Raw genomic sequence first — 12,565 nt, 5'->3', positions numbered from 1 at the left:
CGGGGCCGGCGGCGGCGCCCAGGTTCAGCGCCTCGGACGCCGCCGGGTCCGACCCCGCCGCCGGGGGCTCGGTCATTCCCTGCAGGGAATTGTTCGGACTGTGCGCCGGGCCCAGGATTGTTTCCACGAGCCGCCGCCGGTCGGGCGGCGCGGAGTTCGGGCCGCAGGTCGGGCCGTACGGACATCGGGTCGCGAGTCGACCGGCACGGAGGCCGGGCCGCGAGTGGGCCGACACGGAGTCGGGACGCGGGTGGGCCGGGCCGGACAGCGTTCCGGGAGTTCGCGAGCGCGCACAAAGTTCCACCGAGTTCACAGCGAGTACAACAGGAGCCATGCCATGTCGGAGAACACCACCACGGCCACCGCCACCACCGCCACCCGGACGACCGCCGAGGTCATCGCGCGGTTCAACCTCGCGTTCACCACGCACGACCCGGCGCTGCTGGTCGGTCTGGTCGCCGACGACTGCGTGATGGTGAGCGTGCAACCGGCGCCCGAGGGCACGCGGTACGAGGGCCTGGACGCCTGCCTCGGGTTCTGGCAGGACCTGGCGGCGGACACCGGCACCAGCTTCCAGCCGCAGGACGTGTACGTCTTCGGGGACCGTGCGGTGATCAAGTGGCACGTGTCCTTCGCCGCCGGCGAGGTCAACGAGGTGTTCGGCGACGCACATGCCGACTCCGCGTGGGTGGCCGGCGTCAACCTGATGCAGAACCGCGACGGACGCATCGTCGAGGCGCTGGGTTACAGCAAGTCGCCGTGACGTGGGACCCGGTGGGGGCTCGACGGTGGCCCGGTCCGCCCGCGACGACACGACGCGGGCGACCCGGGACGGACCGCGACCGGTCCGTCGCCGACGCGGAACGTGCGCGTCGGCGACCGATCCTGACGGGGTGTCAGTCGGTCAGCGCGGACGCGAGCTCCCCGCGAAGTGCCGCGTAGGTGGGAGCGAGACGACGCAGCCCGGCGGCCAGTGCCGCGTCGTCCTCGACCACCAGGGGATATTGCAGCGCTCCGACCGACGCGGCCTGCCGGGCCGCCACCCGCGCCGCCCGGGCGAGGCCCGACTCGGCCAGGCAGACGGCCGCGTCGTTCAGCCTGCGGGCGCCGACCCGGATGCCGAAGGCCGCCAACAGGGCCCGCACGTCCGGGGCCAGCCCGTGCGCGACCGCGTCGGCCAGGGCCGCCAGGGCGTCCGCGCCGCCGAGCGTGCCCGGCGGTACCGGCAGGTCCTGGCGGCCCTCGAGCCAGCGCACGACGGCGGGCAGCGACTCGCGCAGCGCATCGGCGGCGGCGACCTCGCGGACCCGGGTGAACCGGGTGCGCAGCACGTACGGCGCGTCCAGGTAGGCGATCGACGCGCCGCGCCACGCGGTGGTGAACTCCCGGATGGGCAGCCGGGCGTAGGGATGCCCCTGCGGATCGTGCAGGAGCACGGTGTCCTCGTCGGCGGCCAGGACCACCACGTAGTGGTCGCCGCCGCCCGCCGCCGGCGTGCCGGGCCGATACGTCAGCAGTCCCAGGTCCAGCGGCCCGGCCAGGACCGGACCCCGTGCGCAGGCGGCCCGCAACCGGTCCCGCGCCTCCTCCGCGGAGCCGCCGCACTCGCGCTCGCAGGTCCAGCCCAGCGCGGCGATCGCGGCGTCCAGGCCGATTTCCGGATCCCAGCCGAACGGGTCGAAGAACGGCGTTTCGCCGGCGACGAGTTGCATCCCGAACGGTGAGCCGGTGAGGGTCTCGACCACGGCCGGAGCCGGCGCGTACGAGCCGAGCATCATGCACAGGCAATGGGTGTAGCAGTACGGCCCGGAGCCGTTGTAGGCGATCATGCGACCCAGCACAGCGCCTGACACGGTGTCAGGGTCAACCGCGCACGGTTCGGACCGACATCCGGGGCCGGCACGCCGACCGGGTGCCCGCAAGGGGGCGCGGGGTGGTGTGGACTGCGGGCACAATGCGGTCATGACCACCGCGACGCGCTACCTGACCCCGGCCGAGACGGCGGAACGATCCGGTTTCAGCCTTGACACCCTGCGCTACTACGAACGCATCGGCCTGCTGGCGGACGTGGACCGGGCGCCCAGCGGCCACCGCCGTTTCACCGAGGACGACCTCCAGTGGCTCGGCATCCTGCGCTGTCTGCGGGACACCGGCATGCCGATCGCGGACATGCTCCGCTACGCCGAACTGGCGCGCACGGGGGACAAGGAATCCCTGGCCGAGCGCATCGCCCTGCTGGAGAAGCACGACACCGCCGTCGAACGGCAGATCGCGCTGTTGCGCACCCAGCAGGGGCACCTGCGCGGCAAGATCGACTGGTACCGCTCGATCCTGCCGGACTGATTCCGAACGGCGAGGCGTCGACTGCCCCAATTACGGTGAAACGATCGGTAAAAGGCTGCCCGAATCGGTGATCCACCTTTTCAATGGAAAGCGGGTCGAGCCGTGCGCGGCCCGCCCGTGGCCCGACCCGTCGAGACACCGGGACAGGAGAGGATCACCATCACCGATCACATCGAGGTCGCACAACTGCCGCCGACCGTCACCGCCGACCACGAGGCGACGCTTCTGGAATACCGGCGAGCGCGCGGCCGGCAACACGTCCGCGATTGGTACGCCGGGCTGCGGATCAAGAAGTTTCCCGAGGACCTGCGCGTGTTCGAGCACGTGATGTGGTCCTCACGCGCGCAGGTGGTGGTGGAACTGGGAACCCACCTGGGCGGCTCGGCCCTGTGGTTTCGTGACCGGCTGCGCACCCAGGCCGGCTACGGGCGCGTGCCGGAGGCGATCCGGGTGATCTCGGTGGACCTCGATCAGGATCGTGCCGCCGGCCTGCTGCGTGCCGCCGACCCGGCCTTCGAACGGGAGATCACCCTCGTGGCCGGCGACGTCACCGACCCGAGGCTCGTCGACCGCGTCGCGGACCTGATCCCGCCCGGTGCGCGCTGCCTGGTGGTCGAGGACACCCTGCACGAATACGCCACGACCACCGCCGCGCTGCGCAACTTCGCCCATCTGGTCCCGGAGGGCGGGTTCTTCGTCGTCGAGGACGGCATCGTCGACGACCCGGACCTGTGCCCGCCCGGCATGCCCGGCGGCGTGCTGCCCGCCATCGCCGACTGGCTGGCCACCGAACAGGGTGGCGCCTTCACCACCCGCCGCGACCTGGAGCTGTACGGGGTCACCAGCCATCCGCACGGGTGGCTGCAACGGATCGAGGCCGGGGGCTGAGCGGCTGGGGGCTGAGCGGCGGCGGGCGGAGTGGCCGCGGGCGGAGTGCCGCCTGGTGACGAGCCGCTCGCGGATCCGCGTGGCGACTTGCCGGTGGGTGGGCCCGGCCGCGCGGCGGGCGCCGTATACCGCGGTGGGTGGAGTCGGCGCGGCATGTACCGCCGGAGTTCGACTCGGTTCTCATCCGACGAGGGAATGTCGAACCGGCGCCGGATTCATAGCGTTGGTCTCGGCCGGTCGACGTCGAAGGACGCCGGGCGGCGGCGCGGGGTGGTCGACGGGAGACGGAAGCGCGATGCGTGTGGTGGAACGTAGCCGCGACTCGGGGGACGGGGGCTCGGTTCGGACTGCCGGGATCTGCGCGGATCCCTCTCGGCTTCCGTCGACCGTCGCCGGTAGGACATGAACGAACGGGTACCGCCCATCGGGCGGCGGAGCCGGAGGCCCAGTGTTCCGCGATAGGCCGCGCGGCTCGCGCCGGGAGGGGCCCGGACGTGCCCACGTCCGGGCCCTGATCCGGCGCCCGGACCCGTGGATGGTCGACGCGATCCTGGCGGTGGCGATGGCCGCGGGCGGTTGCGTGGCGGGGCAGCAGTTGCATCCGGACGGCTGGGTGCGCTTCGACGCGACCGCGTACCTGCTCACCTGTGCGCTGAGCCTGCCGCTCGCGCTGCGCCGGCGCGCTCCCGTACCGGTGCTGATCGCGTCGGGGTCGATGTACACCGTGTACCTGGCCGCCGGCTACCAGCCCTCGTTGAACTTCTGGGCGCCGGTGATCGCGCTGGTGACCCTGGCCGGTCAGCGACCACCGCGGAGCGCGGCCATGGGAGCGGTATTCGTAGCCGCGGTCGTCGCCTTCAGCGGCATGCGGGGCCGGCTGGGGCCGGCGCTGGTACTCGCCCAGGCCGTACTGGTCCCGGTCGTTGCGGTGGTGATCGGCGACGCCGTGCGCAGACTCGCGCAGCGCAACCGCCAACTGGTCCTGCTCACCGCGCGCCTGGAACGCGAGCAGGAGGAACGGGCCCGGCGCGCGATCGTCGACGAGCGGGTACGGATCGCCCGGGAACTGCACGACGTGGTGGCGCACCACATGTCGGTGATCACCGTGCAGGTGGGCTTGGCCTCGTACGTCTTCGATTCCGACCCTCGCGCGGCGCGCGCCGCCCTGGACGTCATCGGGGACGCGGGGCGGGACGCGTTGGACGAGATGCGGCGGTTGTTGTCGCTGCTCCGCGTCGACTTCGACGAGGACGGCGGCGAGGGGCAACGGGCCGACGGTGTGGGCGACATCGATGGCGTCGGCGCAGTCGGCGCAGTCGGCGGAGTCGATGGTGTCGGCGGTGTCGGCGGTGTCGATGGCGCAGCCGATCCGATGCCGGGGCTGGATCGGCTCGCGGATCTGGCCGAGCGGATGAGCGCGGTCGGCGTCACGGTCGACCTGACCACGGAGGGCGCACCGAGGCACCTGGCCCCCGGTTTGGAACTGTGCGTCTACCGGATCGTCCAGGAGGCACTGACGAACGTGGTCAAGCACGCCGGGACGCCGCGTGCCGACGTCCGGATCCGGCACCTGTCGGACCGGCTGTCCGTCAGCATTGCCAACGACGGCCCAGGGCGCGACGCGGCCCGACCACGGGTCGGCTCGGGCACCGGTCACGGCCTGATCGGCATGCACGAGCGAGCCAAGATCCTCGGCGGCACCCTGTCCGCCGGCGAACGCCCGGAAGGCGGCTTCCGCGTCCACCTCACACTGCCCTTCGACGCGGAGGCCGGGGCGGGGACGTAGGGCGGGGGTGGGTGTGGGTGTTCGGGTACGTGGGGTGGGGGTGGTGTCCGTAGGTGGTGGGGCCGGGCCGGGTACGTGGGGCGGGCCGGGGTGGGGGTGGAGCGCTGGGCCCGCGCCGGGTGCGAAGTTCGGGGGCGTTGCGAGGCGGAGCGGACGGAGCCGACGGAGCCATCCGCAGGGGCGCGGGGCGAACGGAACCTCGGCCGAGCCGTGGCGCGGACGGACCCGGCCGCGGGGCGTACGTGTGGTCGGCTGCGCCCCGTCGGGGCTGCCCGTGCGCTCCGCGGCCGGGGGTGTCAGACGCGGACCGGGGTACCCGGGAGGGCGTCGAGGCACAGGATCCCGTCCTGGACGACGGGTACGCCGCCGACCAGGACGTGCGCGTATCCGGTGGACGGGCGCGTGCTGTGTTCGTAGGTGGCCTGGTCGGTGACCGTGTCGGGATCGAAGACGATCAGGTCGGCATCGCACCCCGCCTGCACGCGGCCCTTGCGGCGCATCGCGGGCACGCTCTCCTGGAGGATCTGCGCGGGCCCGAAGCTGCTGCGCGCGATCGCGTCCATGAGGGTGAGCGCGCCCTGCTCGCGTACGTAGCGGCGCAGCACCTTCGAGAAGGTGCCCGAGGTGCGCGGGTGGGTCATCGCGCTCGGCGGCAGCGGCCACGCCATCGGGTCGGCCGGCCCGTTCGTCCAGGTCAACGGCATCGCGTCGGAGCCGATCACGCTGCCCGGATTGAGCAGGGCCCGGTCCACGAACGCGCGATCGTGCGGGTCGGTCTCGTCCAGGAAGTGCACGATGGCCAGGCCGCCCGGGTCCTTCGCGCGCAACTCGCGCAGCCGCGCGGCGTCGGCCGGGCGTTCGCCGGTGGGGGCGTAGACGATGTCGCCGGGCGTGATGCCGGCCCAGCCGAGGTGCTCGGGGGCGAGGAAGGCCGCGCCGATGGCCGTCATCCCGGCGCCGTAGGGGTAGACCTCGGTGGAGACCCGCCCGCCCTCGGTGCGCACGGTGTCCATCAGCCGCATCACCCGGTCGGTGTGCCGGAGCGAGGTGGACTGGACGTGGCAGAAGTGTGCATGCACCCCGGTTTCCGCCGCCGCGCGGGCGATTTCCTCGGCACCGTCGACAAGCGTGTTCTCGTCCTGCTCGACCAGGTTCCGGGCGTGCGTGTACGTCGGGCGGCCTGCGCCGGCGGCCAACTGCGAGACGGCGAGGTACTCCTCGGGCTTGACCCGCGGTGCGTAGCCGACCACGATCCCGATGCCGAGCGCACCGGCGGCGAGGTCCTGGCGCAGCAGTTCGAGCAACTCGTCCACCTGGCGGTCGTCCGCCTCGCGCTGCCACGCCGGCGCGCCGAGTTGGCCGAGCGCGACGCCGATGCCTCCGCCGTGCGGAAACCCGCCGACGGCCGTCATCCGAGCCTGGCACCAGGACGCGGAGAAGCCGTAGTTGAGCGGTCGGCCCTCGGCGCCGGCCTGCCGATAGCCCTCGTCGACCGGCGACAGGCCGGCTTCGAGGTCGAGCGCGGTGGTGACCCCGTCCATGGCCTGCAGGCGGTGGCCGGCCACGTCGTGCGAATGGCTGTGCATGTCGATGAAGCCCGGAGCGACCACCAGCCCGCGCGCGTCCAACGTCCGCAGGCCGGTCAGTGGCTCCCGGGAAACGGCACTGATCGCGCCGGCGGTCACCCCCACATCGGCCACCGCGTCGAACCCGGTTTCGGGGTCGAGCACGCGACCACCTCGCAACACGAGGTCGTGGGTCCCGGACGGCAGAGCGGCTGATTGCGTCATGGGACCACACAGTAGGCACTCGACGCCGGGGCGGATCCGTCCGAGCGACTGAAATTCGGCCCACGTCTTCGTACACACCGACCAGCCGGGCACGGGTTCTACCAGGATGGGGGCGTCGATGAGGGGGTGGTGGTGGCGGTGCCGGTGGTGGCGGTGGCGGTGGCGCCGGTGATGGCGATGGCAGTGGAGGTGGCGACGGTTGGGGTGCGGGTGCGGGTGCCGGTGGCGCGGCGGGGGGTGGCGGTGGTGTGACGGGCTGGGGTGGGGAGATGTGGGTGGGGCGGGTCGGGTCGGGTGGGGCGGTGGCGGTGGCGATGGTGGTAGCCGTGCTGGTTCCGGTGGCGGTGGCGCGGCGGAAGTGGCGTGGTGACGGGCTGGGGTAGGGAGGTGTTGCCGCGTTCGCTAGGGATGGTTGCGCCGGTTGCGGATGCGGTGATGGTGCCGGTGGTGACGGGCTGGGGTGGGAGGTGTTGCCGCGTTGGGTGGGGCGGTAGCGGTGGTGCCCGTGCCGGTTCCGGGGGCGGTGGCGCGGCGGAGGCGGCGGTGGTGGCGATGGGCTGGGTGGGCAGACGTTTGGCGCGTCCGGTGGGGCGGTTACGGCGACGGTGCCAGCTTGGTTCCGGAGGTGGCGATGGTGACGGATCCGGCATGGATCCCCCGCAGCCGGACGGAGCCTAGGTTGCCCGGCCCGCCCGGCCCGCCCGGCCCGCCCGGCCGGCACCGGGGAGGCGACGGGCGCGGGTGACGAGGTGCTTTCGCGCCCGATGGGCGGTGGCGACTGTGCGGTTCCGATTCCGGTAGCGGCGATACTGCCGGTGCCGTGCCGTGCCGTGCCGTGCCGTGCAGGTTCCGGTTCCGGAGATGGCGGCGGCGGTGATGGGTCCGGTCGTGGCGGCAGCGGCGGTGGCGGTGACTGGTCCGGTGGTACCGGCGATGGCGACGGGCTCGCGTGGGGAGGTGCCGTCCCGTTCGGTGGCGGTTCCGGTAGGGGCAGCAATGCCGGTTTCGGCGATGGTGGTTGCAGTGCTGACGGGCCCGTTGCCGTGCCGGTGCCGATGGTGCCGGGGTTCGTCGGCCTAGCGGGCCGCGTCCAGTCGGGTGCGCTGGTCGCGGGTCAGGTCCAGGTCCACCGCGGCCAGGTTCTCCTCCAGTTGTTCGACCGAGGAGGCGCCGGCGAGCGGGATGATCGGGAACGCCCCGCCCATCTGCCAGGCCAACACCACCTGGTTCACCGTGGCTCCGGTCTCCTGCGCGACCTCGCGCAGAACCGCCAGCCGCGCGGGCGTCCCCGGGTGGTCGTAGTCCGGCGGCAGTGGCTTGTCCGCCCGCCCGTACGCGCCGCCCAGCAGCGGCGAATAGGCGACCAGGGTCAGGTCGGGCTCGGCCCGCAGGTAGCTCAGCAGATCGGGACCGGCGTGCCCCAGGCTGCCGTCCTCGAACAGCGCGTCGGGCATGTCGTAGCGCGGCCGCAAGTGGCTGTGCTGATACTGCAATACCTCGTAGCCGGGCAATTCGGCTGCCGCAGCCAGTGCCCTCGCCCGCTCCACCCGCCACATCGCGTGGTTGCTCACACCCAGCAGCCCGACCGTGCCCTCCCGTACCAACTCACCGAAGCCCTCGACGGTTTCGCGCAGCGGTACGGTCCGGTCCTCGATGTGTGCGTAGAGCAGGTCGAGCCGGTCCACCCCCAGACGTTCGCGGCTGCGCTCGGCGGCCTCGCGGATCGCCTTCGCGGACAGGCCCTCGGGGTTGTCGAGGTAGCCGGTGCCCGGCGCCAGCGGGGCCGCGCCCAACTTCGTGGCGATCACGATCTCGTCGCCGACGCCACGACTGCGCCGCCACCGCCCGAGCAGCGCCTCGCTCTGGCCGCCCACGCCGTCGTCCTCCCAGAAGGCATAGTTGTCGGAGGTGTCGATGAAGGTGCCACCGGCCTCGACGTAGCGGTCCAGCACCGCGAAGGAGGTCTTCTCGTCCGTCCGGGTACCGAAGAGCATCGCGCCGAGAGCGAGCACGCTCACGGTGCGGCGGGTGGCCGGATCGGTGCCTATGGTGCGGTACTTCATGGGTCTTCCCTTCCGTTCGGCCCCTCGTGTCGGGCCTGGAACGGGAGTCAACAACCTGGAGCGCGCTCCAGGTCAAGCATCGAGCACAGCGGACCCCGATGAGCCCGGCCCCTCCCGCCAGACATCCGGATACCGGCCACGGAGTTGCGCGGGGCCAGCCGGCATCCGGGGGCCATGCGTACGCGGGCCACCTCCTGGACAGGGGCAACCACCACCACCACCACCATCGCCGCCGCGTGCTCGACGTATGCGGGGCGTCGGCATCGGCATCGGCCTCGGCGACCACGGGGTCGTTGAAGGCCGGGTCGACGAACGAGGAGTCGTCGAATGCGCGGCCACCGAGCGCCGGGTCGTTGAACGACGGGCTGTAGAAGCCGGGAAGCGAGTCGGAGTCGTGATCGAGGCCGACCCGCGCATTGCGTCCAAGGTGCTCGGGCAGCCGAGTGCCGTATCGCAAGTCCGGCTCGACCGCGTCGAACCCCGTCCACACGTCGCCGTCGACGACGTAACCGGAAGCCCTGGCGCGCAATGAAGTCACCGTGCACCGAGGCCAGTCCGCGCCCGCGACAGCGCCCCCGCCGCCTCCACTCCCACGTTGTGGCGGCAACTGCCCTCCACTACGAGCGCCCAACCGCCGTGGCACGCACGCATCGCGACGAGCCGATCGGGCGAGGGCCGCCGTCGTATCGCAAGCCCGGCTCCACGGCCTCGAACCCCACCACACGTCGCCGTCGCCGGCGCTGTCTCCGTCGCCGGCGCGGCCGGCCGTGGTGCGCCAGGAAGTCGGCGCACGCGACGGCCAGTTTCGTGCCCGCCTGCAGCGCCGCCGCCGCATCGACCCTCACGGTTGTGGCCGGGACGAGGTGGTCGGGCGGGGATGTCGCGTCGCAAGTCCGGCTCGACCGCGTCGAACGCCGTCCCCACGTCGCCGTCGACGACGTGGCCGAAGCCATGCTGCGCGCAGGGAAGTCGGCGAGCACCGTGGCCGGTTCCGTGCCCTCCGACAGCGCCGCCGCGGCGTCCACTTCGAGGCTGTGGCGGCAGTCGACTTCAACGCCACGGTCCAACCGTGAGGGCATACACGCGCCGAGACGAGGTGGTCGGGCGGAGGTGTCGTATCGCAAGTCCGGCTCGACCGCCTCCAACCCCGCCCCCACGTCGCGGTCGACGACGTGGGCGAAGCCGTGCTGTACGAGGAAGTCCGCGTGCACCGACTCGAGTTCCGTGCACGCCGAACAGCGCTGCCACCGCTTCGAGTTCCCGTTGTTGCGGCAGTCGTCCTCCACACCACGGGCGGCCAACCGCAAGGCACGCACGTGCCGAGACGAGGCGGCGGAGTCAGGGCGGTCGGAACGCACCGCGGGCGTTGGGTTCCACTCCCTCCGGCCGGGGCGACAGGCGGCATGGGCCTCGGTGGGGCGATCGGAGGGTGGGTCGCGGTAGCGGTGGCGGTGGAGGTGGCGCGGCGGCGCCGGCGAGCGGTGGGAGGTGGGGTGGCGGCGCCGGCGAGCGGTGGGAGGTGGGGTGGCGATCGGACCGGGTTCGGTTGTCGGAACCGGTCCGATCGCCACAGCGTTCGATCCCACACGTCTCGATCCCAGAGGGTCTGATCCCGCAGAGCCTGATCCCGTCGGGTTCGATCGACCCACAGGGTTCGATGCCTCACACACAGCTCGGCCCAGGGTTCGTGCCCTCGTAGATCACTTCCGTTCGTCGGCCGTCACGGTTCGAGGGTCAGCGCACTCGGAAACCGTGTTGGTTGCCGAGGCGGGTCAGGGAGGTCTGGCCCGGTATGCCGTTGGCGTCGGTACCGGAAAAGCCCAGACGACGTTGATAGGCCGCGTACGCCCGGATCGTCGCGGTGCCGTAGGACCCGTCGACCAAACCGGACGCGAGCAATCCCTCCGCCTGAAGCGCCTGTTCGACCAGAAGGACGTCGGTGCGGTGCGCTGCGGCCCCCTGTGCCGCAGGCGGGTCGAGCCGGGCCGAGTCGATCACGTTCGCAAGGGCAACCGTGGGCCTGCCGCTGCTCGGTGCGCTGCCGCGCGGGTCGTGCGGATCCGCCGTCGGTGGGCATCCGTCGGGAAAGCGGGGTGCGAGGTAGCCGGTCACCCTCGGGTCGGTGCGGCGGAACGTGTGCGAGTACACGCCGTTGCCTTGGCCCGCGTCGCCACCGGTCGGGATCGTATTGCCGCCCTTCGTGTACACGTGCACGTCGTCGAAGCGCACCACGATCTCGGTGTGCGCCCCATTGCCGAAGTCGACCCACGCCCCCCAACTCGGATACTCCGACCACTGGCCGCGCGCCCGCGCCCAATCGGCAAACGCGGACACGTTGTCCACCTTCGGCACGATCCGAGCGAGACCGACGTCGTTGTACATGCACCAGTCGAAGATGACGCACCACGGCACGCCGTCCTCGCCGAACTCCCGACCCCACGTGGTGTGGTTGTCGTATCCGTTCCGGGCGTCCCAGCCCTCGTACACGCCCTCGGGAACAGCTTGCAGATGTGCGATCAGGTCGTCCCATGTAGCCATGGACGCCCCCCATTTCACGCCAGGCGGAACGTACACACGATGGCCGAGGCGAGAGGCCCCGTTCCGATGGACCCACCCACACCTCGGGCACGCCCCGCAACCGGCACGAAGCGCACTCTGACGTCGACCGGGGCATACCCAGTGACCTGCATCGTGTACCACGAGTGTATGTTCGATGACTTTAAGTAATCAGACCATAATATGTATCGCCCTACCCAAGCCTCGGTGTGCGTTGGGCCGCCGCAGCTCTGCCGGATGTTCCGAATTCCCGCCAGCGGTGGGGCACTTGCCAAGCTTTGCTGGGTCGCGTCAGCCCTCCGAGTCGGCGAAATCGGCATCGAGGCCACGACTCCGTCCCGAGTGATTAGCGGCAAATCCCGCATCGGCGCACTCGGTGCAACCCACCGATCCCGTCGCTCGTCGATCGGACCGAAAGAGGCGCGGGCGCCATCAGTCGCGAGAGTCGCGGGTCGGCCGGGAGTCGGCCATCCTCGCCGGGCCGGTGAAGCCGACGGCGGCGGGCGCGCGAGCGCGCGAAGAAGACATGGCAGGCGAGGGACGTTCGCCATCTGTCTCGGACGGAAGGCACTACCGCACAGCCCCGAGCGCGCACTCCCATGGTTTGGTTCCGCAGCGGGCGTGCGTCCCGTACCTGGAAGGCTCGGAGGCCGGAGGGGCGACGCACTCGGCGTAGCCGCGGATCCAAGCCTTCGCTCGGGGCGATCGCGCCCTTGTGCGGGACCTGGTGGCCATCGCCTTCCCGGAGTGCCAGGGTCGCGCGACATCGTCATTGAGATGGCGAGAGCAGTGCTCTCACAAGTGAGCACCGCCTCGGTGGTGAGCGTCGCACAAAAGCGAGAGCAGTGCTCCGAGTTGTGAGCACCGTATCGCTTTGTGGGCGCCGAACGCGGTCGGGGCAGGCGCTCGGGAATATGGGTGGGGTGTTGGTTTGTGGGCTCGGTGGGGGCGGGAGAGGTGCTCTCGAGTGTGAGCGCTGTTCTGGTGGTGAGCGCCGCCCCGAAGGGAGAGCGGTGCTCCGGGTGGTGAGCGCCGGACCGAGGGGAGAGCGGTGCTCCGGGTGGTGAGCGCCGGACCGAGGGGAGAGCGGTGCTCCGGGTGGTGAGCGCCGGACCGAGGGGAGAGCGGTGCTCCGGGGT

The 12,565-nt window shown here is 71.7% G+C and carries 9 protein-coding genes; 5 read left to right on the top strand and 4 right to left on the bottom strand.

Going from position 1 to position 12,565, the window contains the following annotated elements; translation table 11 throughout:
* The first annotated feature begins 337 nt into the window (after positions 1–337).
* Positions 338–763 carry a nuclear transport factor 2 family protein gene (locus tag ACFZBU_RS14065; RefSeq protein WP_391583794.1) on the top strand — a complete coding sequence of 142 codons (426 nt, stop codon included), beginning with the start codon at positions 338–340 and terminating at the stop codon, positions 761–763.
* A 133-nt stretch (positions 764–896) separates the two neighbouring features.
* Here the strand turns inward: ACFZBU_RS14065 and ACFZBU_RS14060 are convergent, their stop codons facing one another.
* Positions 897–1,829, bottom strand: a complete 933-nt coding sequence (locus ACFZBU_RS14060; protein WP_391584339.1) for a hypothetical protein — start codon at positions 1,827–1,829, stop codon at positions 897–899.
* Positions 1,830–1,962: 133 nt separating this feature from the next.
* Between ACFZBU_RS14060 and ACFZBU_RS14055 the strand changes: the two genes are divergently transcribed.
* The 3 genes from ACFZBU_RS14055 (at position 1,963) to ACFZBU_RS14045 (ending at position 5,017) form a co-directional block, all read left to right on the top strand.
* Positions 1,963–2,343, top strand: coding sequence for a MerR family transcriptional regulator (locus ACFZBU_RS14055; RefSeq protein ID WP_391583793.1), 381 nt, complete (start codon positions 1,963–1,965; stop codon positions 2,341–2,343).
* A gap of 102 nt (positions 2,344–2,445) precedes the next feature.
* The gene (locus ACFZBU_RS14050) at positions 2,446–3,231 is read left to right on the top strand and encodes a CmcI family methyltransferase (RefSeq protein ID WP_391583792.1); all 786 of its coding nucleotides are present in this window, start codon (positions 2,446–2,448) and stop codon (positions 3,229–3,231) included.
* Positions 3,232–3,766: 535 nt separating this feature from the next.
* Positions 3,767–5,017: a sensor histidine kinase gene (locus tag ACFZBU_RS14045; protein WP_391583791.1), complete on the top strand. Its 1,251-nt coding sequence runs from the start codon at positions 3,767–3,769 to the stop codon at positions 5,015–5,017.
* A gap of 296 nt (positions 5,018–5,313) precedes the next feature.
* Here ACFZBU_RS14045 and ACFZBU_RS14040 read toward each other — a convergent pair whose 3' ends face one another.
* The gene (locus tag ACFZBU_RS14040; protein WP_391583790.1) at positions 5,314–6,807 is read right to left on the bottom strand and encodes an amidohydrolase family protein; all 1,494 of its coding nucleotides are present in this window, start codon (positions 6,805–6,807) and stop codon (positions 5,314–5,316) included.
* Positions 6,808–6,933: 126 nt separating this feature from the next.
* Here ACFZBU_RS14040 and ACFZBU_RS14035 point away from each other — a divergent pair, with 126 nt between their 5' ends.
* Positions 6,934–7,059, top strand: coding sequence for a hypothetical protein (locus ACFZBU_RS14035; RefSeq protein WP_391583789.1), 126 nt, complete (start codon positions 6,934–6,936; stop codon positions 7,057–7,059).
* 824 nt (positions 7,060–7,883) lie between these two features.
* On the opposite strand, the gene ACFZBU_RS14030 is transcribed toward ACFZBU_RS14035, so the two are convergent.
* Positions 7,884–8,870 carry an aldo/keto reductase gene (locus ACFZBU_RS14030; RefSeq protein WP_391583788.1) on the bottom strand — a complete coding sequence of 329 codons (987 nt, stop codon included), beginning with the start codon at positions 8,868–8,870 and terminating at the stop codon, positions 7,884–7,886.
* Positions 8,871–10,604: 1,734 nt separating this feature from the next.
* Positions 10,605–11,408 (bottom strand): peptidoglycan-binding protein, encoded by an 804-nt coding sequence (locus tag ACFZBU_RS14025; RefSeq protein WP_391583787.1) that lies wholly within the window; start codon positions 11,406–11,408, stop codon positions 10,605–10,607.
* Positions 11,409–12,565: the final 1,157 nt, after the last annotated feature.

Origin of the sequence: Embleya sp. NPDC008237 (assembly GCF_042956465.1) — a bacterium.
Taxonomy (GTDB): Bacteria; Actinomycetota; Actinomycetes; order Streptomycetales; family Streptomycetaceae; genus Embleya.
This window is presented reverse-complemented; position numbering and strand designations above follow the sequence as displayed.

What these genes read in the sequence shown, in the direction of transcription:
- ACFZBU_RS14060 (WP_391584339.1), bottom strand. Translation starts at nt 1,829, where the DNA reads ATGATCGCCTACAACGGCTCCGGGCCGTACTGCTACACCCATTGCCTG.
- ACFZBU_RS14065 (WP_391583794.1), top strand. Translation starts at nt 338, where the DNA reads ATGTCGGAGAACACCACCACGGCCACCGCCACCACCGCCACCCGGACG.
- ACFZBU_RS14030 (WP_391583788.1), bottom strand. Translation starts at nt 8,870, where the DNA reads ATGAAGTACCGCACCATAGGCACCGATCCGGCCACCCGCCGCACCGTG.
- ACFZBU_RS14040 (WP_391583790.1), bottom strand. Translation starts at nt 6,807, where the DNA reads ATGACGCAATCAGCCGCTCTGCCGTCCGGGACCCACGACCTCGTGTTG.
- ACFZBU_RS14025 (WP_391583787.1), bottom strand. Translation starts at nt 11,408, where the DNA reads ATGGCTACATGGGACGACCTGATCGCACATCTGCAAGCTGTTCCCGAG.
- ACFZBU_RS14055 (WP_391583793.1), top strand. Translation starts at nt 1,963, where the DNA reads ATGACCACCGCGACGCGCTACCTGACCCCGGCCGAGACGGCGGAACGA.
- ACFZBU_RS14045 (WP_391583791.1), top strand. Translation starts at nt 3,767, where the DNA reads ATGGTCGACGCGATCCTGGCGGTGGCGATGGCCGCGGGCGGTTGCGTG.